Raw genomic sequence first — 19450 nt, forward strand, 5'->3', positions numbered from 1 at the left:
GCTAAGGAATTAAAAAATAACGCCAATTTAATTGTTCGACGCACTGATAAGTTAGATAAGGCTATCAATAAGCGTGAAAGCTTGCAAAGAGAGTTTGAAAGACGCATTAAGCACTTGGATAACAAGATTGAAATGCTTAGTAACAATATTGAAGAATTAAAAAGAAAGTAATTCTATGGACTTAGACAAACTCAAAGATTATAGGGCTTTAAGAAACGCTATTTTAAGGCTATTGCCTTATTTAGATAGCGGTATTACAGAGCTAATTATGAATAAAGAAAAAGAAATTTGGCTCTATAAGCTTAATGGAGGGCTATGCTATAGGCTATATGTTTTATCAAAAAATCAAAAATGTAGCTAGTTCTATTTATAGGGCGGAGTTTTTTGAAATCACACCAAGTGGGATTAACAAGGGCTTACAAAACGCCCTTTTATTTGAAAACACCAATAGGCAAATGTATCAAAGCGCTTTAGCAAGACGAGTTGCAGATATGCTCTTAGGTTTTACGCTATCCCCTTATTTAGGTAAGGCTTTAGGACAAATGAAAGGTAGTAGTGCTGGGCGAGTGCAAACCCCTTGTTTAAAACTCATTGTAGATAGAGACAGAGAGATTGAAAAATTTAAGGCTTTACCTGAAAATGAGAAAGTAAGCTATCAAATTCAAGCTAAGATTAACGATAGTGCTAACAGAGAAGTAACTATCAAGCATTGTGATGAAAAGGGCGAAGAGATTAAATTCAATGATAAAGAAGAGGCTTTAAAACTCTTTGAGAGCTTAAAGGATAATAAAGCTTGTCTTTTAAAGGATTTAAAAAACTCTGTTGTAGAGACTAAACCTAAAAAGCCCTTTATCACTTCTACGCTTTTAGAAAAAGCAAGTTCTATGCTTGGTTTAAGTATTAGCGAAGTGCAATCACTAGCTCAAAATCTCTTTGAGGCTGGACTGATTACTTACATTAGGACAGATGCGGAAAGTTTGAGCATGGAGTTTTTAGATGAGACAGAGAGCTTTTATGCACCTATTTATAAGGACTTGTATTTAAAAAGAGAATACAAGGCTGGCAAGCAAAGCCAAGCAGAAGCCCATGAAGCAATTCGCATCACACACCCCCATACTACTGAAGATTTAGAAAGCATAGTCTATAATGCTAATATTACTAATCAAGACGCTTTAAAACTCTATCAACTCATTTTTGAAAGGACTATTGAAAGTCAAGGCAAGAATGCCATTTATGACAAGCAAAATTTGCTCTTTAAAATCAAAAACGAGTATTTTAAATGTTCTGTAAAGGGTTTAAAAAGTGCTGGATTTTTAGCAATGTTTTCTAAAAAAGAGCTAGAAAATGATGAAAGTAATGATGATAAAGACAATAAAGAAAAAGAACAAAACGCACAATTTAATCTAAAAATTGATGATGTGTTAAGTCTAAATGACTTAGTTTTAGCCACCATTAAAAGAAATGCCCCAAGTGCTTATAAAGAGGCAGATTTTGTCAAGCTTTTAGAAAATAAAGGCATAGGCAGACCTAGCACTTATGCGAGCTATTTGCCTACGCTTGTAAAAAGAGAATACATCAGCATTAGCCAAGATAAAAAACACATTATTACGCCTACACACAAGGGTAAAAGAGTGGTAGAAGTGTTTGAAAATGCTTATCAATTCATTATTGATTTGACCTATACTAAACAAATGGAAGAAGTGCTAGATGAGATTGTAGAAAATAAAAGCTCTTATGTGGATTTTATCAGCAATTTAAATTCTAAATGCCCTAAGATTGAAAAGCTAGAAAGAAATGATGATGAGATAAAACCTAGCAGTGAAGGACAAATCACTTATATAGAAAATATTTTAAGAGATTTGCAATTAAATTTAAGCGAAGAGTTTAAAAACTACAAAGAAGACAACAGAGTGGCTAAGGCGTTTTTAGACCGATACATTAAAGAGCATGAGTTTTTTAAGAAAAACAACAAAAAGGCTAGTAGCTCTAATAATGATGAAAATAGACCCGCTACGCCTAAACAAATTAGCTTTGCTGAGATGTTAGCTAAAAAGCATAATGTCAAGCTCCCCAAAGGATTTAAATATAGCATGAAAGTGTGTGGGGATTTTATCAATGAGTATCATAAGAAGTAGTAAGTAAAATTTTGCTAAACTAGAACCTAGTTAAATTGAATTAAGGAGTTTAGCATGCTTTATATTCCGCCTACTTCTAAAGAAGTCTATGTTAGTTCTATTGTAGCTTTAAATATCCACTCCCCACAAGGCACAGGAGATTGGCATAGCTCAAGAGCTTTAATGCCTAATGCTATTGATTTATGCCATTACATTTATGGCAAAGACCAAGAAAGAAACACTAATCATTTATTAGGTGATTTAGGCATTATAGATGGCACAGAAAGATTAAATAAAATGGGCTATTATCCAGAAAATTCTCCCACTTATATTGCAGAGCATCCAAGAGCTTGTGTGGATTATCTCTATATGGCAGTATTAAAAACAGGTTCGCTAGGTAGAGTTATGCTAGATGAATGGTTTCCTAGCATTGAAGATAAGAAAAGCGTGTATACACTCATAGAAGTGATGAAACCCAAATTAAACAAGCAAGAAAGAGAGAATTTAGATAAATGGATAGCAAGAAACCCCATTACCGAGTGATTTTAAGCGAACAAGAAATCTATCATGAAAGATTGATGAGAGCCATTGTTAAAAATCTAGCCGACACCCCTATGGTATTAAAAGGCGGAACAGCTTTGTATCTAGGCTATGGCTTAAATCGTTTTTCAGAAGATTTAGACTTTGATTGTCATAAAAAATCAATCTCTTAGGCAGAGTAAAGAGCGCTATTCCTAATGGCATTATCTTAAATGATATTCATATTAAAAAAGACACTGATAGTGTGGGGCGTTATATGGTGCGTTATGCTACCAAAGACAATAAAGAAGAACAAACTTTAAGATTAGAAATATATTATAGAGACGCACCAAAAGAGAGCGAAGTCAATGTGATTGAGGGAATGCGAATTGCTAAAATAGAGCGTATTATTGATAACAAACTCTGTGCTTGCTTTGATGGGGAGCATATAAGAACTAAAGCTAGAGATTTATTTGATTTGCATTTTTTAGCCAAGCATTATGAAGAACATTTTAACTTAGATTTAGCAAGTCGCTTAAAAGATTTTAGCAAAGACCCTGATAAATTAGTGAGCGATTATTTAGTAGATGTAAAACTAGATGCTTTATTAAATCAAATTATGGACTTAGAAGAAACAGCCCTAGAATTAGGGGTAATGGCTCAACTAATACATAAAAAACTTGAAAAACAATCTCATTCCCTTAATGCCTTGCAAGAGCAACAAGGCTATAGCAATAATGATAATAGCCTAGACAATTCTAATGAAAACACCTACACACCTAAGCGTAGGCGATAAGTAACCTTATTGAGTGGGTATTTGATAGTTTTTAGTTGTTTTGTCTTGTTAATTTAATTCTATTTAAAACTACTTAAATACCCTTGCTCTCTAAAATCTCTTTAAAACATTGTTGCAATTTTTTAGAAAATGGCTCTTTTTCTTTGTCATAGTCTTTTCCTAAGCTGATATAAAGTGCGGTGTCTTTGTCTTTAAAGTCTTTGATTTCTTTTGTAGGTTTATAACTCAAAAATTCTCTAATCTCTTTAGCATAACCTTTTACTAAAACTTGCAATAAGTCAATGTCATAAGAAAATTTATCTTTAAGGACATTTTGAGCGATTTCTATTAAGCACTCATCATAGATTTCTACACTTTCATTAAACACTTCTTCTACATCACTTTCTTTAATACCATTTAAAAATAGATAGTAATTAAAGAGCCTATCTTCTTTTTCTTCATTTAGCCATTCTAAATCATCTTCATATTCTTCTTCATCTATAGGCTTAAAATCACTAGGAATAGTGTCTTCATGATCAATAGGACTAAACTTACACATCAAGCGTGAAATAAGAATTTTAGGGGCATTCTCATTGCTTATCTTAGCAAACACCATATTGGCTAAGATATTAGCTAGGATTAACTTCTCTACTAAACTAGCTTGGCTGATTTCTTGTTCTAGTGTATCCTTAAACTTTAAAGGGGTGTCTTTATAGATTATCTTATGCGTAAAAAATTCATTCAAGTTCATTGTTTTCATTATTGCCCTTTTCTTTGTTTTGTAATCTTTCTAGTTGCTTTAAAAGCTTTTGCTCTTGGGTGTTTTTTCTGTGTTTTAAATGCCTAATAAGCGCTTCTTCAATAAAAGTGCTTCGTGTCTCTTTAAATGAGCCAAATTCTAGCAAAAATTCATCAAGTTCTTTTATCACACAAGGACTAAAGGCAATGTTAAAGCTCTTTTTCTTATCTTCATCTAACAAGCTTTTTTTACGCCCCCTTTTTTTAGGGATTTTTACTTCCTTTGTGCTAGACTCTTGTTTTAGGGGGGTATCTTGGGCTTGTTCTTCTTGTTCTTCAAACTTCTTTTCTAGCTCATCAATTTGTTGTAAATCCATACTTGTATGCTCCTTATTGTGTTTATTTTTGTGCTTTTTAACTCTTCTAAAACGCATGTCTTTTCTCTTTTTCTAAATGGCTTTTTAATTCGTTGTGAAAATTAACCCACTCATTGATAGCCTTTCTATCGCTGTATTCTATGACCCCTAAGCCTTCGCTTACACTGCGCTTATAAACAATGCGCTCACTCAAAGAGCTTTCTAAAAGTGTAATCCTATCGCTAGGGTTATTTTCTTTAATAAACTCTATTAAGGCTTGTCTTTCTTTAAGGGTAGGAATAGTAGGCATTCTATTGATGACAATTAAGGCTCTTAGATTTTCATTAAGCTCTTGGAGTTGCTCAATTCTTTCTAGCATATTAGCTAAGACTTCAGTGTCTAATTGGCTAGGAGTTGTTGGCACTAGCACAATATCACTTAAAAGCATAGCTTTTTGGGTTTCTTTGCTGTATTCCCCATTAGTATCAATAAGGATATTTTCATACTTAGATACCATTTGCTTTAAAGTATCGCTAAAGCCACTACTACGATTAAATAAGCTAAAAGTGGGGCGTTCTTTTTCAGCACGAATTGTAGCAAAAGTTTCCATAGACTTTTGGCTATCTGTATCTAAAACAACCACTTCTTTATTGTCTTTGAGTAATTGCACGGCTAAGTTTAAACAAAGCGTGCTTTTACCACTGCCACCCTTTTCATTAGCAATGCAAATGGTCATGTTATTTTCCTTATTTTAGTTGTTTTAAAAGTATATCACAATTATATAGATTTTGAATTAACTTTAAACAATTTGATTGTTTAAGATTGTTTATATAAATATAGTAAATAATTAAACTTAGTAAGGGATAATAAACTATGTTATTTAAAGAGTATTTAGTTTTTAATTTAATATTACAATGTTAAAAGAATTTATTCTTATTTAGCTTATATCATTAAACTATTAAGAAATTAAATTATCAATTAAATTTAAAGCATTTTAAGCGAACTTTCTCAAGAAATTCTAAGGTTTAATTTGTCTTTTTCATTTTTAAAAAAAGTTTTTTAAACATTAAAAAGGAGCAGAAAACTATCATTTTAGCTTAAGATTAGCTTAAATTTTAACTTTTTTCATTAAATTTTTAGGTTTATTTACTTTTCATTTACTTTTAGATTAAGTTACGCATTTTAGGGGGTTGCATGGTTTGAGCCTAAAAAATGTGTGCGTACACACTTGTGTTTTTTGCTTAAAAATAGCTTAAAAAGTGGCATATGTGTACGCACACACTTTGAAAAAGTAAATAAGTCAAGACCTTGATTTCCTTGTAATTTTAATGGCATTCTAAAAAGATTTTTTAAAAAACAAGGACAGAAAAAATGACACAAGATTTTTTAGAACTTAAAGAGGGAAAATACCCTATGAATGAATGGCAAATGATAGAGTTTATGCAAATGGGAGTAGAGCCTAAAAGCGAACAAGAAACAAAAATAGAGTTAGAACATTCCTTAGAAAATGAAGTCAATAAAAACAAGGAGCATTAAATGAAAGCGTGGAATGAAATGGATATTAAAGAGCAAAAAGAGATTTTTGCTAGGTTTTTAGCGAGCGAAATTGCTAAAAGTTTAGAATCTGGATTAGAGTTTAAGCCAAATAATAGAGCTTATAATGGTAATGCTGGCAATGCCTATAATGGCTTAAATTCTCTTATTTTAGATGCCAAGCAACATGAGAATAGCTATGAGAGTAATGTTTGGGTAGGTTTAGATGATGCCTTAAAACTTGGGGCAAACCCTAAAGAAGTGGAGCTTGTGTTTGAATGGGTCTCATTGGAGTTATTTTCATTCTCTTTAGAGCTTTCTTCTAATTCTTCATTGATTGAAGTAGTCATTTCTAATTTCTTTTTCTCAAAGAAAGATTTGACATTAGAAGTAATGCTCTCAAACACTAAAAAATATTCTGTTTTATAGATTTCCTTGCTTTCAAATTGTGTGATAATAGCTTTGGCATAAATATTGTCAATATTTGGACTTTGATTGATAAATTCCTTACGCCTTTTAGCCACAATTCTTAATTGAATGTCTTTACTAATGGTGTTGAGAACATTTTGTCTAGTATCAAAATAGCCCTCTAAGTCTTTTTGCATTAAATTAGAATAGCTTAGTCCTTGTAAGGATATAATGCCTACTAGATTTTCTTGTTTGGTAATAATGAAAGTATCATCATACAAGCCTAAAATATTGCACTCCTGTGCCATAGAATAGGTTTTTGGCACAAACCCTGCTAAAAGGTCTATGGCTTTTTCCTTGCAATATTTAAGGGCGCTTTCTAACATAAGGCTTTCTTTTTCTTTTAGGGGTGTTTTTATTGCTTTGATTAGCTAAAACAACTTCTTTATGCAACTCATCTACAATATTTCTAATATTAGTAACAAGAATATAGGCATCTAAATGAGCTTCTTTTTTCATTAACGCATTCACACTTGATCTTAAGCTAGAGATAGCTTGTTCTAAGTTGTAAGAAATGGTTAATGGATTAGGTTTTTCTACTAAGACTTCTTTTTGCATATTTTTTCCTTTTAAGCGTAAAATGAATTAGCTTTGGTTTTAATTTTGGAATGAGCGATTAAAATGTCACTTATATCTTCATCAAAGAACTCCGCTATGCTAAAAATTAAGAGAAAGCACACATAAAGCACAAAAGAGTTCAATATATCTAGCCAAGGCATCATAATAAAAGGCACAAATCCTGAGAGTAAAAAACTCTTAGCATTGAGCCAAAGAAATTTTTCTTTGGAGCTGATTTCTTTGAGATTAGAAACTGAAATACCAACTAATTGCATGGGGACTTCTTTTAAAAAATACTCATAAACCAGTTAGCTAAGGCTGGGGCTTTAAAAAAGATTGCAGCACCAATTGCAATAGCAAGCACGGTCATTAAAATTTCTTTCCATCTATCTAAGTTTTTCCATATAAAAATAGCAAGTCCTAAAAAGATAACCATTAAAATGCCTTTAGCCGTAGGGCTAGTGAGCTGTTGTTCAATGGAATTAAAAAAGGTAGTCATATCCGCTTGTAATAAAAGAGGTGAAAAACCTAAAAAGGCGATAAGCTTTCTAAAATGCCTTAATTTTTCCATTCAATGTTCCTTTCTTTTTTAATCACGCAAAATTTCGCTAACACTTTGTAAGTATTTTGATTGAGCTTAAAATCTAAGTGATAAATAACAAGTTCTTCATCAAACTCTAAATTTTCTTCATTGACAACTTGCGTTAAATGAATGATTTGATTTTTTAAGGCTTGTGTCATTTTATAGGTAAAAATCTTTAAAACACCCATTTGCTTGATTTGAGCTAAATTCAAAGGCTCTTTGTCTTTTAGTAGAGCAAACTCGCTCTCAAAGGTAAAATGCCCTAAATTGTTTTCTAAAAGTTGCTCTAACAACAAGAAGTCTTTATCCCATAAATAACTACAAGTAAGCTCTGTTTCACTTTCTAATGTTTTTGCGATTATCTTTTGTTCTTTGTTTGAATAAAACTTTTCTAAATGCTTTTTAATGTCTAGCAATTCTTCATCAATTTGTATGGACTTTTTGTCTAGGGTTAGTTCAATCATTGTCTTTCTCTCTTTGTAGATGGTTGGCTTTGAAATAAAATGTCGCTCGTTGGTTCAAGTATTTTTAAAACATGACCTTTTAACTTCTCTTGCAACAATTCTTTTCCAAACAATTCTTCTAAAATTTTGTTCTGCGTTTCTGTGTCTGTCTGCGAAAAATCAATTTGTAAAGTTTTTTCATTCAAATCAAAACAAATATTCAAAATATCGCTTGGTGTCATTTTTAAGCGCTCTCTTGAAAGTAATTTGAAACTTTGGATGAGTTGTTAATGGGTTCGCCCACACACTCTCTGTCTTTTAAGGTTTTTAAGAGATTTTTCTTCACAATGGCTGTTTGATAAAAACACAAATTGCTTGGAATATCTTTGTTTGTTAAGTCTTTGTAAGTTAGAGTGTAGGTGGTGTTAGGATTAGAAATAGGCGTGAATTTTAAAACCACATTGTTAGCTCTTTGCATAAGCTCTTGGCTAGGAATGTGCATAATGCATTCTTTTTTGTTGATTGTTACTTTCTTAATTGCTTTAGCAAACTTTTTTAAGAAACGCATAACCTGTAAGAAAAAGGGCGATGGGATATTGTTCTTTTTATTCGCTCCTGCTGAGTTGTAGCCCTCTAATTCTCTGTAGTCCTTGAGATACACATACAAGTATCTTTGTTTGTTCTTAATGATTTCAATTAAGCCTTGCTCTTCTAATATATTGACATTCTTTCTTAAGGTTCTTGCCCCAATTTGTAAAAATGTTTTGGCGTAATGTCTATCTAGAGCAATCTTATTAGACTTAGCATTAAATGCGGGCTTGTAGAGTATGTCTAATAATCTTTTAGCTCCTTGTCCGCCTACAAAGCTTATAGAACCTTGCTCATGCATAATGCTAGGATTAAAGAGTTTGTAGTCTAAATCTTTTTTAAATTTGAAATAATGCTCATGCGTGTTTTTAGCATAAGCAAGATTTGCCTTATAAAGTGTGTTTAACTCATCTTTATCTAAATTAGGTTTTAATGTCTTTGCCATAGTTTTCAAGTCCCTTTCTATGAGACTTAGAGACAGAAACTAACATTCTAGTAAGAATGAAATTTTTAAGCTAAATCTAATCTACAAAATGACTACTCTGCTATTATACCAAAAATCTACAAAACTAATCTTAAAGAATGTTTTATTTTCCATTAAAGCTCACATTCTTTTTTCTATTTTTCCCTTATCCTTTCTTTTTTTTTTGAAAATACTAATAACTACATGATCTAATATTACTTATTAAAAAAAACAAAAACTTCTTTCCCTTTATTACAATATAATTATGCGGAAAATTTTTTCCGCTTTCTGTTTAATTATCGTATTCATGGGAGCTCAAAAGCTTAAAATAATCTTAAATTTTTAGGCTATTCACTTCGTTATTGTTGCAAAAAAAGTCTCATTCTTAACCCTACAAGATGATTTTTATGGATTAAAAATAATTAAGGGAGAAAGATGAGTGATTGTAAAATGAGTAGGGTTAGTAGGGAATTGTTTAATAATATTAAGTCATTTTTACACCATAAGCTTAAAACAATGATACGCATTCAAAGCGTGAATGATTTACAATTGGTCTTAAAATGGCAGGATAGAGTTTTAGAGTGCCAAAGTCTTATCGCATTGAAAGAACTCAATCGCAAGCTTTATAATCAAGGCATTAGGCATACGATTATGATGCAAGGCTTGTTTTTGTTTTTTGAATATTTTGACAATAGGATTAAGCTCAAATCCTTGCACAATCTGGCAGAAGAACAGGTTATAGACTTCTTATTTGGATTAGCCAAAAACAGGAAGCCAAGCTCTATGGCTAAATATGTGATGGTTTTAAGACAATTCTTTGATTATTTAGACAAGAAAAGAAACTATAGCTTTGATTTTGAACTTAAAAATCTATCGTTTGCCAAGAAAGAGACGCATTTGCCTAAACATTTGAATAAAAATGATTTTAAGGCTTTTATCCAAGCTCTTCTAAAATACCATCCCAAAACCAGTTTTGAAAAACGCAATCAGTGTATTTTACTGCTTATTGTATTAGGGGGGTTAAGGAAGTTTGAAGCCTTAGATTTGGAGCTAAAAAACATTGCTTTAGAAAATAACCACTACCGCCTTTTAATCAAAGGTAAAAACAACAAAGAAAGATACGCTTATATTGAAAAAGAGTTTTTGCAAGTTCCTTTGAATGCGTGGCTTAGCGATATTAAACGATTAAAGAGTTTTAAGGGGCGTTTTGTGTTTAAGAAAGCAAAAAACAACACCACACAAAAAACTTGCTCTTTAAAGGGCTTTATCGCTAAAATTTTTAAGCTCTCTAATATTGATGTGAAATCTTATGGATTAGGTTTGCATCTTTTTAGGCATAGTTTTGCTACTTTTATTTATGATGAAACACAGGATTTGGTTTTAACTTCAAGAGCGTTAGGGCATAGTTCTTTGCTTTCTACTAAAATCTATATCCATACCACTCAAGAACACAATAAAAGAGTGGCTCTTGTGTTAGGGGGGTTATTAAGAAATGAAAAAAGCGAGTAGGTTTTTAAAAAATTTGATTTATTTTGATTTTTGGGTTATAATGCATCTACATTCAATGGGCTAACCGAAGCCCGCCTTTTTTCACAGACTACTTAAATTTTCCAAGTCTTTATTCCCAATGCTTTTAATTAAATCATCTAAAAACAAGACGATTTTACTTGGTTCTACACTGATATTCATAGGAATTTTTGCCCTATCATTGTCTTTTAACCCAGTGAAATAAGTCGTAATGCGTGGGCGGTTGTTCGGTTGGATTTTGAGTAAATTTTCCCAATGATACGCTCGATTTCTAATCGTCCATAACAAGTTTAAAGCAATATGAACCTTTGAAGCACCAGATAATGGATTTTTCTTATTGTTGATAAATAATGCATTTTTATTATTGGGGTAATAGGATTTGAAATTGATGCGCTTTAAATCTAATACTACCCCCTCTAATTTATAGCAAAAAATAAGCTTAATCACTGCCCCTAAAGACATTTTAGATAGAATCAAAGAATGCGTGATTTCTTTTTTCTTTTCTTTTTGCTCGTTAATTAAATTTGTTAAAGAATCTTCACTAAATACCCAATCACTCCCTTTGATTTGGGTTAAACAATAATCTAAAGCGTTGCGTAAATAAATTTCTAAGCTAGAGATTTTAGGCGTGATGAAAGAAATAAGTTTCAAATTTTCTTTGTATTGCTCTAGGCTGTCATAAGTATCTAATCTTTCTCTAGATAAAATGAGCGTAATGTCATTTTTGAAATGTTGTAAATCTAACATGATTCCTCTTAAGGTTTTTTGAAAAATTATCACTAAAAATAATTTTCAAAAATTGCCCTAAAAAGCTTTTATCATTTGCTAGTTCTATGAGACTTGGGAAGTTCAATCGTCTCCACACCCACTCTAACACCAGGATGTCCTGGCATGTCTCTCATGTTAGCCGTGGTGCTGTTTATCGTAGATTTTGCGTCTTTATAAGCTTCTAGCGTTCTACCAAATGCTGAACGACCCACACTCTTAAGACTTCCAGCTATGGCTCTAGCTCCAGCGCTAGCCATTTGCACACCTTGATATATGAAGCTTTTAGCATCCGTTAGACCACCTTGTGTGCCAAAGATAGCGTTAATCATTTCGGGGATTTTTTGAATAAATGTCAGTGAAATTCCTATTACTACAATAATGCCAAATTTAGCCACTATTTCATTGCTCCCTCCCACTTTGATTGCATATTGTAATGCAAAAGAGTTGAACAACACCAATAACAACAATAAAGGCATGTAAAAAGTCAATGAAATAATTTTTTTCACATAAGACACTAAAAAACCTCTAGTCTGCTGAAAAAACCCTAGCGGTAGCATGAAAATAACCAAAGACAAGTAAATAATTTTTTCTAAATAAGTCATAAAAACATAACAGAAAACTTTGAATAACAAAAATAATTCTAATCCTAAAATAACCAATAATAAAACAGCTGTAATAAGGGTTTTTAGCGATAGTCCATTATTAATTTTGAAGTCTTCATATAGTTTATTTAAATTCGTTAAAATTTGTCTGACATGGAATGAAATATTAGCGTTAGTGATACTGTGGTGCGTGTCTATCTTGTGTTCTCTTGCACTATTTGTTTGATATTCCTTAACCACATTAGAAATCCCAGCATTTAGCAAGTTAGCAGGCGTGTCAAAAATTTCTGTTACATGATTTTGAAAGGCAAAACTGGAGCGACCATTACCACTACTAGAACCATCAGATTTAAAAGCATAATGGTACAAAGAAAGGTATCCTGCAAACACGAAAAGCATTAAAAAGGTTTTGATTTCAAATAAATCATTGTTTTGATAGCGTTTAAAGGAATACAAAAGGATTAAAAGCACTCCTAAGACCATACCAAAAGGTTGGATAACATTGGCTAAAGGCTCACCAATTCCTTTCAAGATCTTGCTAGAAAACGAGATAAAAAACCCAAGAATCTCACTATAGAGTCCATCTGCTTGCACAACTAAAGAATCTTGCTTATTGTAAAGTAAGTAAGCACCCGTTCCTATGACAGCTAAAGCACCAAGCACTAAAGGGTTGGAAAGAAAGGGCAGAGCAAGTAGTGGAGCAGCCATGTTATTTAATCTCTAACATTCTTCTATTTCTTTCACCAGCAGCTATTCTCATAGCAGCTGAACAATCCACTTTATCGCCACCTTTTTCAAAGCATTCGCTATCCTTTTTCAAGGCTTCTTCTATATGGTTTTTATAATATTCTTCCCTTTCTTTCACTTGTGATAGATAATGAGCATGTTTCAAATCTTCTATTTTGTATTTTATGACATCCCAAAAAACCACCAATAAAACCCCTAAAATCCCTAATAAAATCCACGAATTTAATCTGCTTTTAAACACACAAAATCCTTTGTAAAATATTTGACTAATTTTAACACAATAACCCTTATTTCAATACGGATTAAACGACTGGATATTATCAGAGCTTGGAGCTTCATTATTACTATTTGAATTCACGCCACTTGCCTTTCCTACACTACCATTAGGGAAACCATAAGCGTCCAATTTAGCCCTATAGACTTTTTCTATTTCTTGTTGTTTTTGTTTAAGATTTTCTTGATGCTCTTTGTTATCTTTTAGAGCGTCAGTAGGAATAATATCTTCAAAATAGCCCATTTGTTGCTTGAATGCATAGCTTTGCATTTGCACCATTAAACCCAGTGTCTTATTCATAAAACTTAAATTTTGAGCGATTTCTAAAGCAGTTTCTACGCTTAATTGCTGGAATCGGTGTTTGTAGTCATTGAACACTTTAGCGGCTGCTTCACCTTTTTTACCAGCAATATCCCTACTATAATCTAAATTAAGCTCATCAAATTGCACTTTTAAGCGATTAACATTGAGCATGTTAGGGATGCACTCACTTTTGCCATTTCTGTTTTCTTTCTTGCAATAACCTTTTTTAACATTCTCATCGTTGAACCCAAAAGCTTTAACGCCCAACTCATTATTCATTTGACTAAACGCTCTATCTTGGGAAGCTACAACAAGCTGTTTGACTTTCGCATACACATTTGAAGCGATTTGTCTTTTTAATTCTTCTTTTTCAGCTCTAAGTTTTTCATAAGCCGTATAGTCGTTATTGAGTAGAGCTAAAGTCATTTGGCTGTCTAATAATTGGATTTTTTTAGCCGCTTCTAAATTGCCTTTTTGAATGCAAATGTATTCTAATAAGGCTCTACCTTTAAGTCCGGCTCCTAAATCGTTCGCCGTGCTGATTTGAGTGTTGCCTATGGCGTTAGCAAAATCCTTTAGAGCCTTTGTGTCAGCGCTTTCTTTCCCTTTGCTCGTGAAAAATTGGTGTAAGTTTTTCTCTGTAGGACTTGCGTCCTGACTGACATCCCAATTGAGTTCAGGGCATTTTTCAGAGATTCGTTTGGCTGCAATTTGATTGCGTATATCATAGTTTTGTGCATTTTCTTTGATCCTTTCAGTATTGGCTTGAACTTGCTTGGCAAAACTTTGGATTTTTTCTACATACTGCATGGGATTGGGGATACTTAAAATACTGCCTGTTAGAAATTGATTGGTTTTGTTCAAAACATCATTCACTTTGTTGATGGAATTAAGCGTCTGATTAGCCCTGTCTAATGTGTCTTGAGCGAGCTTGATCCTTTCAGTGATAGTGGCTAAATGTTTAGCCCACTTGCTTTCATCCCATGCTCTTTTAGCACCATTCCAAGCGTTCTGCGTAGGATTATCCACAATCATAGCCACAGCGTTTAAGTGGTTTAAGGCAATTACTAGTAACAGAATAAGGGATTTTTTTAAAAAAATCTTCAACGCTTTCATGCCTTATCCTTGAAAGGGTCTGTAAATCAGTCTTTGAGCGCAAGAGATTTTATTGTCATGCCAACGATACCAATTCTTACCAATCTTTGTGCTTTCACTCCAAATGCTGTATTGAGAGCAAAAGCCTTCATTCTGATTGAGGTAGTAATTAGACCAATCAATATAGCCTTGCGATTGTTTAAGATCATTATCCTTGTAATAGCCTTGATGGATTTCTACATACTTCAAATAATCATTACTCAAATGCAATTCGTTTTTTAAAACGCTTTGAGTCCTGTTGATGGTGGTTTGAGTGGTGATAAGATTATAGGTTGTGGGGCTTTCATTATCTTGGGCTGGGCGTAAATAAGGTTGAGTGGTTTGAGTGGTAGTGGTTTTGTAAGTGGCGCTCCAATCGGTGATACTAGGATCAGTATGGAAATATTGCGGTTGGCAACGATTGACTCCATAAGGTTTTTGGCATTGTTCTTTCTCACCATAATTTTTTCTTTCTATCCTAAAATAATGGCTTGTAGTAATATCGCTTAAGACTTTAGAACTAGGCACGCCCATCACATAAGGGCTAACAACCGCACCGCTTTTAATCCCTGCTTCAAAATTACAAGGCGTAACTTCTACCCATTCTCCATTAAGCTTGTTATAGCTTTTTAGCATTGTAGGTCTTTTGGCTTCTAATTTAGCGTCATTGTATTCCCATTGACCGCAAGCAAATTCTTGATATTGTGAGCTTAATTGGGTGGCAATCCCACGATTTAAAATCTCTTGCTTGTTAGGGTTACTGGGATCATTGTAATACTGATCCACTATAGGCGTTAAGGTTTGGGTTTTATCGTTTTTTTCATACCTAACAATCCTGTCTTGCACCCTTGCATAATCGCTGCAAGGCACAGCGACATGGATTAAATTATCCATCCCACGAAACACGATTTCAGTTTGAAAGGTTTGAGTTTTCCCCATACCATAACCTTTATCGCTCGTGGTTTGTAGGGTGCATTTGCTGTCATCTTTGTAAAGTTGCATGGCGTATTGAGCGCCTTGTAAATCCACACAACCACCGATATTTTGCGTTTTATTTTCCCTATCTACATAGTAGTATTGCGTTTGCTTGATAGCTTTACCGGCTTCAAAATCGTATCTGTAAGCGCATTTAGTGTCATCTCTTAAAGCGTTCATAGAAATACAAGAGCCATCTTTAGCGATAACATCTAGCTTCATCGTGTTGTTGGGGCTTAACTCTGGCGCTTTACAATACTGGCTGGAGTAATTGTTTTCTTGCGAGTTAGGATTAGTAGCGTTATTAGAACTACTGCCATTAGTTGGGCTAGTGGTGTTAGTGGAATTATTGGAATTGTTTGTGTCGCCATTACCAAAAGGAATAGGGAAAAGCCCCCCATTCCCTAAACTCCCACCACTTGAGCTGCCATTATTAAAATTGTCATACCCTCCTGTGTTATTGTTAGTAGAGCCATGGTTAGTGAAATTATTCTCATAGCCCCCTACAGAGCCACCACTTGAAGAACTAGAGCCATTCACCCCATCCACCCCTAACACGCCATCTGTATCAATACCACTGCCTACTGCATTATTATTTGAATTACTCCCATTTGCACCATTACTCCCACTGATCCCATTTACCCCATCGTTGCCATTTGCCCCATAGCCATTACTCCCCTTTGCACCATCTTTACCATTGATAGCGTTATTGCTAGGGCGATTGTTATCGTAAGCGGAACTATCAGAGCCATTACTAAAAGGCGTGTTAGCGTACATAGGGTCATTAGCCGCTTTGATTTGAGAGATGTTTTCTAGCTTTTGGTATTCTTCTTTGCTAACGCCTAAAATCTTAGCCACTTCTTCAGCGTTCTCGCCTTTTAAGACAAGGATAGTGGATTTTTTAATCTTGGCGTTAGGAGGTATTTTTAAACTGGTTTTAGCGCTGCTAGTCAAAGGAAACGATTGATTGTCTCTTAAAAGACTGGTGATTTCTATATCTATGCTGTTAGCCGCATTGTTTCTAAAATAAAACCCATGAGCTTCTACTTTAAACACCCTCTTGCCTAACACCACCCTACTTTCTATCGCTCCATTAAGCAAATTAGTGTCAATTTCTTTAGTGGTGATAATGCTTAAAGCATAGGCTGGATTAAGCAAACCTAATAAAAACGCTCCTAGAATAAAGCAGAAAAATAAAAAATGGTTATATGAATAAGTTTTCATTAAAGCTTTTATTGGGGGATTTTTGTGTTGATTTTTCATTAGCGCTCAATTCCAACATCTTTGGATTTAGTTTTTTTTGAATACAAATAAGAGCTATACTCACTAGCATTACCGGTAGCGACTTTATAGGGAGTTTTGTTGTCGTAAGCTTGTGTACTAAATTTTTTGCCAACATAATTGCCATTAGCGTCCATTTGATTTTCAAACATATCCGCTACAAGCTTGTTGTAATCGGTATTTGAAGTTAGATCCGAATTTGAAAGCAAATGATTTTGTTTAGAATTATTAGATTTAGTGTTAGGCTCTTTTACATTATTTTGTCCTACACTATTTTGAGCGATGCTATTTTCATTAAAATGAGATAATTTAGAATTATTTTGTGTTAATTCTTCACTCATAGAGGCGTTTTCTTTGCCTGCTTCTTTGCTTCCAAACTCCCATGATTTGAAAGTTCTTGCGTCTATTTCATTGTTTTCTAAAGCGGTGTTTAAAGCTTGTTCTTCGTTTGCATTTAAAGGCTGTAGTATTTCTTTTTCTTTTTTAGGGATTTTAAGTTTTTCAGCAATATTTTCATTAAAAATTCCCAATGAATGATTATAAGTTCTAACTAAAAAACCTTCTGTTTTATTGATGGGCAAGTGTGCGATATTGTTTCTAATGGCATACTCAGTGGTCTTATTGATATTTTTATTGTGCAAAACCGCTTCTATTAGGCATTCTTGTAAAAATTCCTTATGACTAGGTCTTAGATTACCTTTTTTGTTGTTGATCATCAATAAAAGCACTTGCATTTCTTCATTAGTCATGCCGTTTTTAGCTCTGTCTTTTAGGAATTTTTTAAATTCCTTATCACTAAATCGCTTGTTAGAGCCTTTTTCTTTTTCCTTTTCATTAAAATGATTTTTAGCTTCTTCAATGCGGCTTCTTAGAACGCTAACGCCTAAAGAGTGGTTAAAACCTAGTGTTTCTTTTGGTTCTTTTTCCTTGCTTTTCAGTTCTGCTTCTTTTTCTTCTTTTGAAGTTTCTTTTTCACCAAGGGGAATAGGATTAGATTGTGAGAAGCTCAAATCCTTTTCAAAAGCTTTTTCAAGTTCGCTATTTTCCTTATTATCTTCATTGTTTTGCCATCCACTTTCTCTTTTTTGCTCTCTAATAGGAGTAATCTCTTGTTTTTCTAAGTTTTCTAGAGAGCCAGTGAATGCGTCTAACAATTCGCTTGAGTTTTCATCATTGTCAAGGCCGGGATCATAATCTCTATTGGTTTGATAAAATTCTAGTTGTTCTTTAAAAGAGAGATTGTTTAATTCTTGCATGAATTCTTTGACTAACTCGTTATCTTGGGCTTTAATCATCTCATTTTTATCTTTAGCGAAAGCCAAATCTTTCATAAAGGCTTTCATCATGTCTTTAGACTTATCATTAGAACCAAACATCTCATACCAATACAGAAAAATGCTTTTAAGGTCTTTTAAGTTTTTTCTTGCTTTGTCTATCATGATGAGTTACCTTTCAATACCGCTAGAAGCTTTATTTTTCTTTTGATAATAGCTTTGAGATTGAGAGCGCGTTTGGGTTTGTTGCTTTGTTTCACTTGCTAATTGATTGTATTTTTCATTTTTAAGCAGAGTGTAGCTACGCATTCTTTCCAATAAAGCTTCATTCCTGTTATCTGGAGACAAATCTCTATGCAAATCTTCGTAAATAATGTTTGTCTTGTCTCTTTTTTCTTGCGAATAATCTTTTTGATGGAAGAGCCTAGTCTTATAGGCATAGTTTGAGAGCTTATCCAAGTTTAAAGGTTTGATTTTTTCCTTGTTAATGCTTGGAAACATTTCTATATTATAAACAAACTTGAATTGCGCTTGGGGTTCAATGTCTCTGTAAGCAGGTTTGAACACCTTTTGACCATTTTCAATGACAGCAAACTGCTTGTGTTTAGGTTTTTTAGTGTTTTTATCAATCACTAATTCGCCATTATTATCCACTAAAGGCACAGGCTCTTTGTTTTTGATAAACATCAAACGAACAGGCGAGATTTCTTTATTTTGAGTGGCTTTAAAAATCGCATCTCTTTCTTCTTTGCTCGCTCCAAGCATTTTAGCTTCCTCTAAACTCACCCATGCATTACTTTGAAACCCTAAGCGGTTTTTTTCCATATCTAAAAGCATGTCGTTAAGATTGTAATAAGGTTCGCCATTTAAAGCGTTATGCCCTCTTTCTTTGTTAGCCACTATTTCAGGCTTGTCCCAAAAAGGCGAGTTCTTTTCTTTCAAACCCTGAATAATCCTTGTTTTAACATAGTTGATTTGACCGGTTTTAGCTTTAAGTAAAGCCTCTTTGCTTTCTGAATTCTCTTGGGTTCTTTGTGCGTTAGTTTCTTCTAGATTGTGTGAATAGTTTGAATTTTGTGGTGGTTCTTGCTTAAGCCCTCCCCTTTCCATAAGTATGTTTTGCAAATAATCAATCATGCCATTGATTTGCTCATCGCTTAAGTTGTTAAGATTATTCATCTTCTTCTTCTTGTGGGTTAGATTGAGCAAAATCTCTTTGAGCGATGTATTCTTCGTGTTGGGTTTCTATGCTCAATTCATCGCAAAATCCAGCTTCATAGAAGGCGTCTTGTTCTAATGTGTTTTCATCTTTTTGCATAATAGCTCCTTAAAAATATTGATAAAAAAAACTTGCCATAAGTAAGGTAAATGAAAAAAGGCGCATGGATTTTAAAAAATGCCCTAATTTTGAAAAAAAATGTGCGTTT

The 19450-nt window shown here is 33.4% G+C and carries 21 protein-coding genes and 4 pseudogenes; 7 read left to right on the forward strand and 18 right to left on the reverse strand.

The window, feature by feature from the left end:
- Positions 1 to 175: 175 nt before the first annotated feature.
- The 4 genes and pseudogenes from BZK24_RS06550 to BZK24_RS06565 form a co-directional block, all read left to right on the forward strand.
- Positions 176 to 310: pseudogene (locus BZK24_RS06550) on the forward strand (conjugal transfer protein TrbB); the annotation flags it as partial.
- Entirely contained in the window at positions 306 to 2135 is a 1830-nt protein-coding gene (locus tag BZK24_RS06555; RefSeq protein ID WP_143424392.1) for a type IA DNA topoisomerase, read from the forward strand. The pseudogene BZK24_RS06550 and the gene BZK24_RS06555, both read left to right, overlap by 5 nt.
- 54 nt (positions 2136 to 2189) lie before the next feature.
- The gene (locus BZK24_RS06560; protein WP_000965779.1) at positions 2190 to 2657 is read left to right on the forward strand and encodes a hypothetical protein; all 468 of its coding nucleotides are present in this window, start codon (positions 2190 to 2192) and stop codon (positions 2655 to 2657) included.
- Positions 2627 to 3429, forward strand: a pseudogene (locus BZK24_RS06565) (nucleotidyl transferase AbiEii/AbiGii toxin family protein). The gene BZK24_RS06560 and the pseudogene BZK24_RS06565 overlap by 31 nt, the downstream one beginning before the upstream one ends.
- Before the next feature lie 73 nt (positions 3430 to 3502).
- On the opposite strand, the gene BZK24_RS06570 reads toward BZK24_RS06565, so the two are convergent.
- The 3 genes from BZK24_RS06570 to BZK24_RS06580 are packed head-to-tail and all read right to left on the reverse strand — an operon-like array spanning position 3503 to position 5238.
- Positions 3503 to 4168 (reverse strand): hypothetical protein, encoded by a 666-nt coding sequence (locus BZK24_RS06570; protein ID WP_077656929.1) that lies wholly within the window; start codon positions 4166 to 4168, stop codon positions 3503 to 3505.
- Positions 4146 to 4523, reverse strand: a complete 378-nt coding sequence (locus BZK24_RS06575; protein WP_077656947.1) for a hypothetical protein — start codon at positions 4521 to 4523, stop codon at positions 4146 to 4148. The genes BZK24_RS06570 and BZK24_RS06575 overlap by 23 nt, the downstream gene beginning before the upstream one ends.
- 46 nt (positions 4524 to 4569) lie before the next feature.
- Positions 4570 to 5238, reverse strand: coding sequence for an AAA family ATPase (locus tag BZK24_RS06580; protein ID WP_077656930.1), 669 nt, complete (start codon positions 5236 to 5238; stop codon positions 4570 to 4572).
- A gap of 635 nt (positions 5239 to 5873) precedes the next feature.
- Between BZK24_RS06580 and BZK24_RS09405 the strand changes: the two genes are divergently transcribed.
- The gene (locus BZK24_RS09405; protein ID WP_000189763.1) at positions 5874 to 6038 is read left to right on the forward strand and encodes a hypothetical protein; all 165 of its coding nucleotides are present in this window, start codon (positions 5874 to 5876) and stop codon (positions 6036 to 6038) included.
- Positions 6039 to 6302 (forward strand): annotated as a pseudogene (locus BZK24_RS06590) (ArdC-like ssDNA-binding domain-containing protein); the annotation flags it as partial.
- On the opposite strand, the pseudogene BZK24_RS06595 reads toward BZK24_RS06590, so the two are convergent.
- The 7 genes and pseudogenes from BZK24_RS06595 to BZK24_RS06625 all read right to left on the reverse strand — a co-directional run.
- Positions 6299 to 6829 (reverse strand): annotated as a pseudogene (locus tag BZK24_RS06595) (hypothetical protein); the annotation flags it as partial. The pseudogenes BZK24_RS06590 and BZK24_RS06595 overlap by 4 nt on opposite strands.
- Positions 6810 to 7061 (reverse strand): hypothetical protein, encoded by a 252-nt coding sequence (locus BZK24_RS06600; protein ID WP_077656932.1) that lies wholly within the window; start codon positions 7059 to 7061, stop codon positions 6810 to 6812. The pseudogene BZK24_RS06595 and the gene BZK24_RS06600, both read right to left, overlap by 20 nt.
- An 11-nt stretch (positions 7062 to 7072) precedes the next feature.
- Positions 7073 to 7336, reverse strand: coding sequence for a hypothetical protein (locus BZK24_RS06605; RefSeq protein ID WP_001177718.1), 264 nt, complete (start codon positions 7334 to 7336; stop codon positions 7073 to 7075).
- A gap of 11 nt (positions 7337 to 7347) precedes the next feature.
- On the reverse strand, positions 7348 to 7632 hold the full coding sequence (locus BZK24_RS06610; RefSeq protein ID WP_000413637.1) for a TrbC/VirB2 family protein: 285 nt from the start codon (positions 7630 to 7632) through the stop codon (positions 7348 to 7350).
- A complete protein-coding gene (locus BZK24_RS06615) occupies positions 7620 to 8108 on the reverse strand; it encodes a hypothetical protein (RefSeq protein WP_077656933.1) in 489 nt (162 codons plus the stop codon). The genes BZK24_RS06610 and BZK24_RS06615 overlap by 13 nt, the downstream gene beginning before the upstream one ends.
- On the reverse strand, positions 8105 to 8311 hold the full coding sequence (locus BZK24_RS06620) for a hypothetical protein (protein WP_001017652.1): 207 nt from the start codon (positions 8309 to 8311) through the stop codon (positions 8105 to 8107). Before BZK24_RS06620 ends, BZK24_RS06615 begins: the two co-directional genes overlap by 4 nt.
- A gap of 20 nt (positions 8312 to 8331) precedes the next feature.
- Positions 8332 to 9120: an integrase gene (locus BZK24_RS06625; RefSeq protein ID WP_077656934.1), complete on the reverse strand. Its 789-nt coding sequence runs from the start codon at positions 9118 to 9120 to the stop codon at positions 8332 to 8334.
- A gap of 453 nt (positions 9121 to 9573) precedes the next feature.
- Between BZK24_RS06625 and BZK24_RS06630 the strand changes: the two genes are divergently transcribed.
- Positions 9574 to 10647, forward strand: a complete 1074-nt coding sequence (locus BZK24_RS06630; protein WP_077656935.1) for a tyrosine-type recombinase/integrase — start codon at positions 9574 to 9576, stop codon at positions 10645 to 10647.
- 81 nt (positions 10648 to 10728) lie between these two features.
- Here BZK24_RS06630 and BZK24_RS06635 read toward each other — a convergent pair whose 3' ends face one another.
- From BZK24_RS06635 to BZK24_RS09410, 8 genes are all read right to left on the reverse strand, one after another.
- Complete coding sequence (locus BZK24_RS06635; protein WP_077656936.1) at positions 10729 to 11412, reverse strand: CAAX protease; 684 nt, start codon at positions 11410 to 11412, stop codon at positions 10729 to 10731.
- A 71-nt stretch (positions 11413 to 11483) separates the two neighbouring features.
- Positions 11484 to 12743: a type IV secretion system protein gene (locus BZK24_RS06640; protein WP_077656937.1), complete on the reverse strand. Its 1260-nt coding sequence runs from the start codon at positions 12741 to 12743 to the stop codon at positions 11484 to 11486.
- 1 nt (position 12744) lies between these two features.
- On the reverse strand, positions 12745 to 13023 hold the full coding sequence (locus BZK24_RS06645; RefSeq protein WP_077656938.1) for a hypothetical protein: 279 nt from the start codon (positions 13021 to 13023) through the stop codon (positions 12745 to 12747).
- A gap of 51 nt (positions 13024 to 13074) precedes the next feature.
- Positions 13075 to 14475, reverse strand: a complete 1401-nt coding sequence (locus tag BZK24_RS06650; RefSeq protein ID WP_077656939.1) for a hypothetical protein — start codon at positions 14473 to 14475, stop codon at positions 13075 to 13077.
- Positions 14476 to 14478: 3 nt separating this feature from the next.
- Positions 14479 to 16692 (reverse strand): competence protein, encoded by a 2214-nt coding sequence (locus tag BZK24_RS06655; protein WP_077656948.1) that lies wholly within the window; start codon positions 16690 to 16692, stop codon positions 14479 to 14481.
- A 38-nt stretch (positions 16693 to 16730) separates the two neighbouring features.
- Positions 16731 to 18188 (reverse strand): hypothetical protein, encoded by a 1458-nt coding sequence (locus BZK24_RS06660; RefSeq protein ID WP_077656940.1) that lies wholly within the window; start codon positions 18186 to 18188, stop codon positions 16731 to 16733.
- A gap of 6 nt (positions 18189 to 18194) precedes the next feature.
- Positions 18195 to 19202: an ArdC-like ssDNA-binding domain-containing protein gene (locus tag BZK24_RS06665; RefSeq protein ID WP_077656941.1), complete on the reverse strand. Its 1008-nt coding sequence runs from the start codon at positions 19200 to 19202 to the stop codon at positions 18195 to 18197.
- A complete protein-coding gene (locus tag BZK24_RS09410) occupies positions 19195 to 19341 on the reverse strand; it encodes a hypothetical protein (RefSeq protein WP_171972422.1) in 147 nt (48 codons plus the stop codon). Before BZK24_RS09410 ends, BZK24_RS06665 begins: the two co-directional genes overlap by 8 nt.
- Positions 19342 to 19450: the final 109 nt, after the last annotated feature.

Origin of the sequence: Helicobacter pylori, from assembly GCF_001998165.1 — a bacterium.
Lineage (GTDB): Bacteria > Campylobacterota > Campylobacteria > Campylobacterales > Helicobacteraceae > Helicobacter > Helicobacter pylori_DL.

What these genes read in the sequence shown, in the direction of transcription:
- BZK24_RS06555 (WP_143424392.1), top strand. Translation starts at nt 306, where the DNA reads ATGGAGGGCTATGCTATAGGCTATATGTTTTATCAAAAAATCAAAAAT.
- BZK24_RS06560 (WP_000965779.1), top strand. Translation starts at nt 2,190, where the DNA reads ATGCTTTATATTCCGCCTACTTCTAAAGAAGTCTATGTTAGTTCTATT.
- BZK24_RS06570 (WP_077656929.1), bottom strand. Translation starts at nt 4,168, where the DNA reads ATGAAAACAATGAACTTGAATGAATTTTTTACGCATAAGATAATCTAT.
- BZK24_RS06575 (WP_077656947.1), bottom strand. Translation starts at nt 4,523, where the DNA reads ATGGATTTACAACAAATTGATGAGCTAGAAAAGAAGTTTGAAGAACAA.
- BZK24_RS06580 (WP_077656930.1), bottom strand. Translation starts at nt 5,238, where the DNA reads ATGACCATTTGCATTGCTAATGAAAAGGGTGGCAGTGGTAAAAGCACG.
- BZK24_RS09405 (WP_000189763.1), top strand. Translation starts at nt 5,874, where the DNA reads ATGACACAAGATTTTTTAGAACTTAAAGAGGGAAAATACCCTATGAAT.
- BZK24_RS06600 (WP_077656932.1), bottom strand. Translation starts at nt 7,061, where the DNA reads ATGCAAAAAGAAGTCTTAGTAGAAAAACCTAATCCATTAACCATTTCT.
- BZK24_RS06605 (WP_001177718.1), bottom strand. Translation starts at nt 7,336, where the DNA reads ATGCAATTAGTTGGTATTTCAGTTTCTAATCTCAAAGAAATCAGCTCC.
- BZK24_RS06610 (WP_000413637.1), bottom strand. Translation starts at nt 7,632, where the DNA reads ATGGAAAAATTAAGGCATTTTAGAAAGCTTATCGCCTTTTTAGGTTTT.
- BZK24_RS06615 (WP_077656933.1), bottom strand. Translation starts at nt 8,108, where the DNA reads ATGATTGAACTAACCCTAGACAAAAAGTCCATACAAATTGATGAAGAA.
- BZK24_RS06625 (WP_077656934.1), bottom strand. Translation starts at nt 9,120, where the DNA reads ATGGCAAAGACATTAAAACCTAATTTAGATAAAGATGAGTTAAACACA.
- BZK24_RS06630 (WP_077656935.1), top strand. Translation starts at nt 9,574, where the DNA reads ATGAGTGATTGTAAAATGAGTAGGGTTAGTAGGGAATTGTTTAATAAT.
- BZK24_RS06635 (WP_077656936.1), bottom strand. Translation starts at nt 11,412, where the DNA reads ATGTTAGATTTACAACATTTCAAAAATGACATTACGCTCATTTTATCT.
- BZK24_RS06640 (WP_077656937.1), bottom strand. Translation starts at nt 12,743, where the DNA reads ATGGCTGCTCCACTACTTGCTCTGCCCTTTCTTTCCAACCCTTTAGTG.
- BZK24_RS06650 (WP_077656939.1), bottom strand. Translation starts at nt 14,475, where the DNA reads ATGAAAGCGTTGAAGATTTTTTTAAAAAAATCCCTTATTCTGTTACTA.
- BZK24_RS06655 (WP_077656948.1), bottom strand. Translation starts at nt 16,692, where the DNA reads ATGAAAACTTATTCATATAACCATTTTTTATTTTTCTGCTTTATTCTA.
- BZK24_RS06660 (WP_077656940.1), bottom strand. Translation starts at nt 18,188, where the DNA reads ATGATAGACAAAGCAAGAAAAAACTTAAAAGACCTTAAAAGCATTTTT.
- BZK24_RS06665 (WP_077656941.1), bottom strand. Translation starts at nt 19,202, where the DNA reads ATGAATAATCTTAACAACTTAAGCGATGAGCAAATCAATGGCATGATT.
- BZK24_RS09410 (WP_171972422.1), bottom strand. Translation starts at nt 19,341, where the DNA reads ATGCAAAAAGATGAAAACACATTAGAACAAGACGCCTTCTATGAAGCT.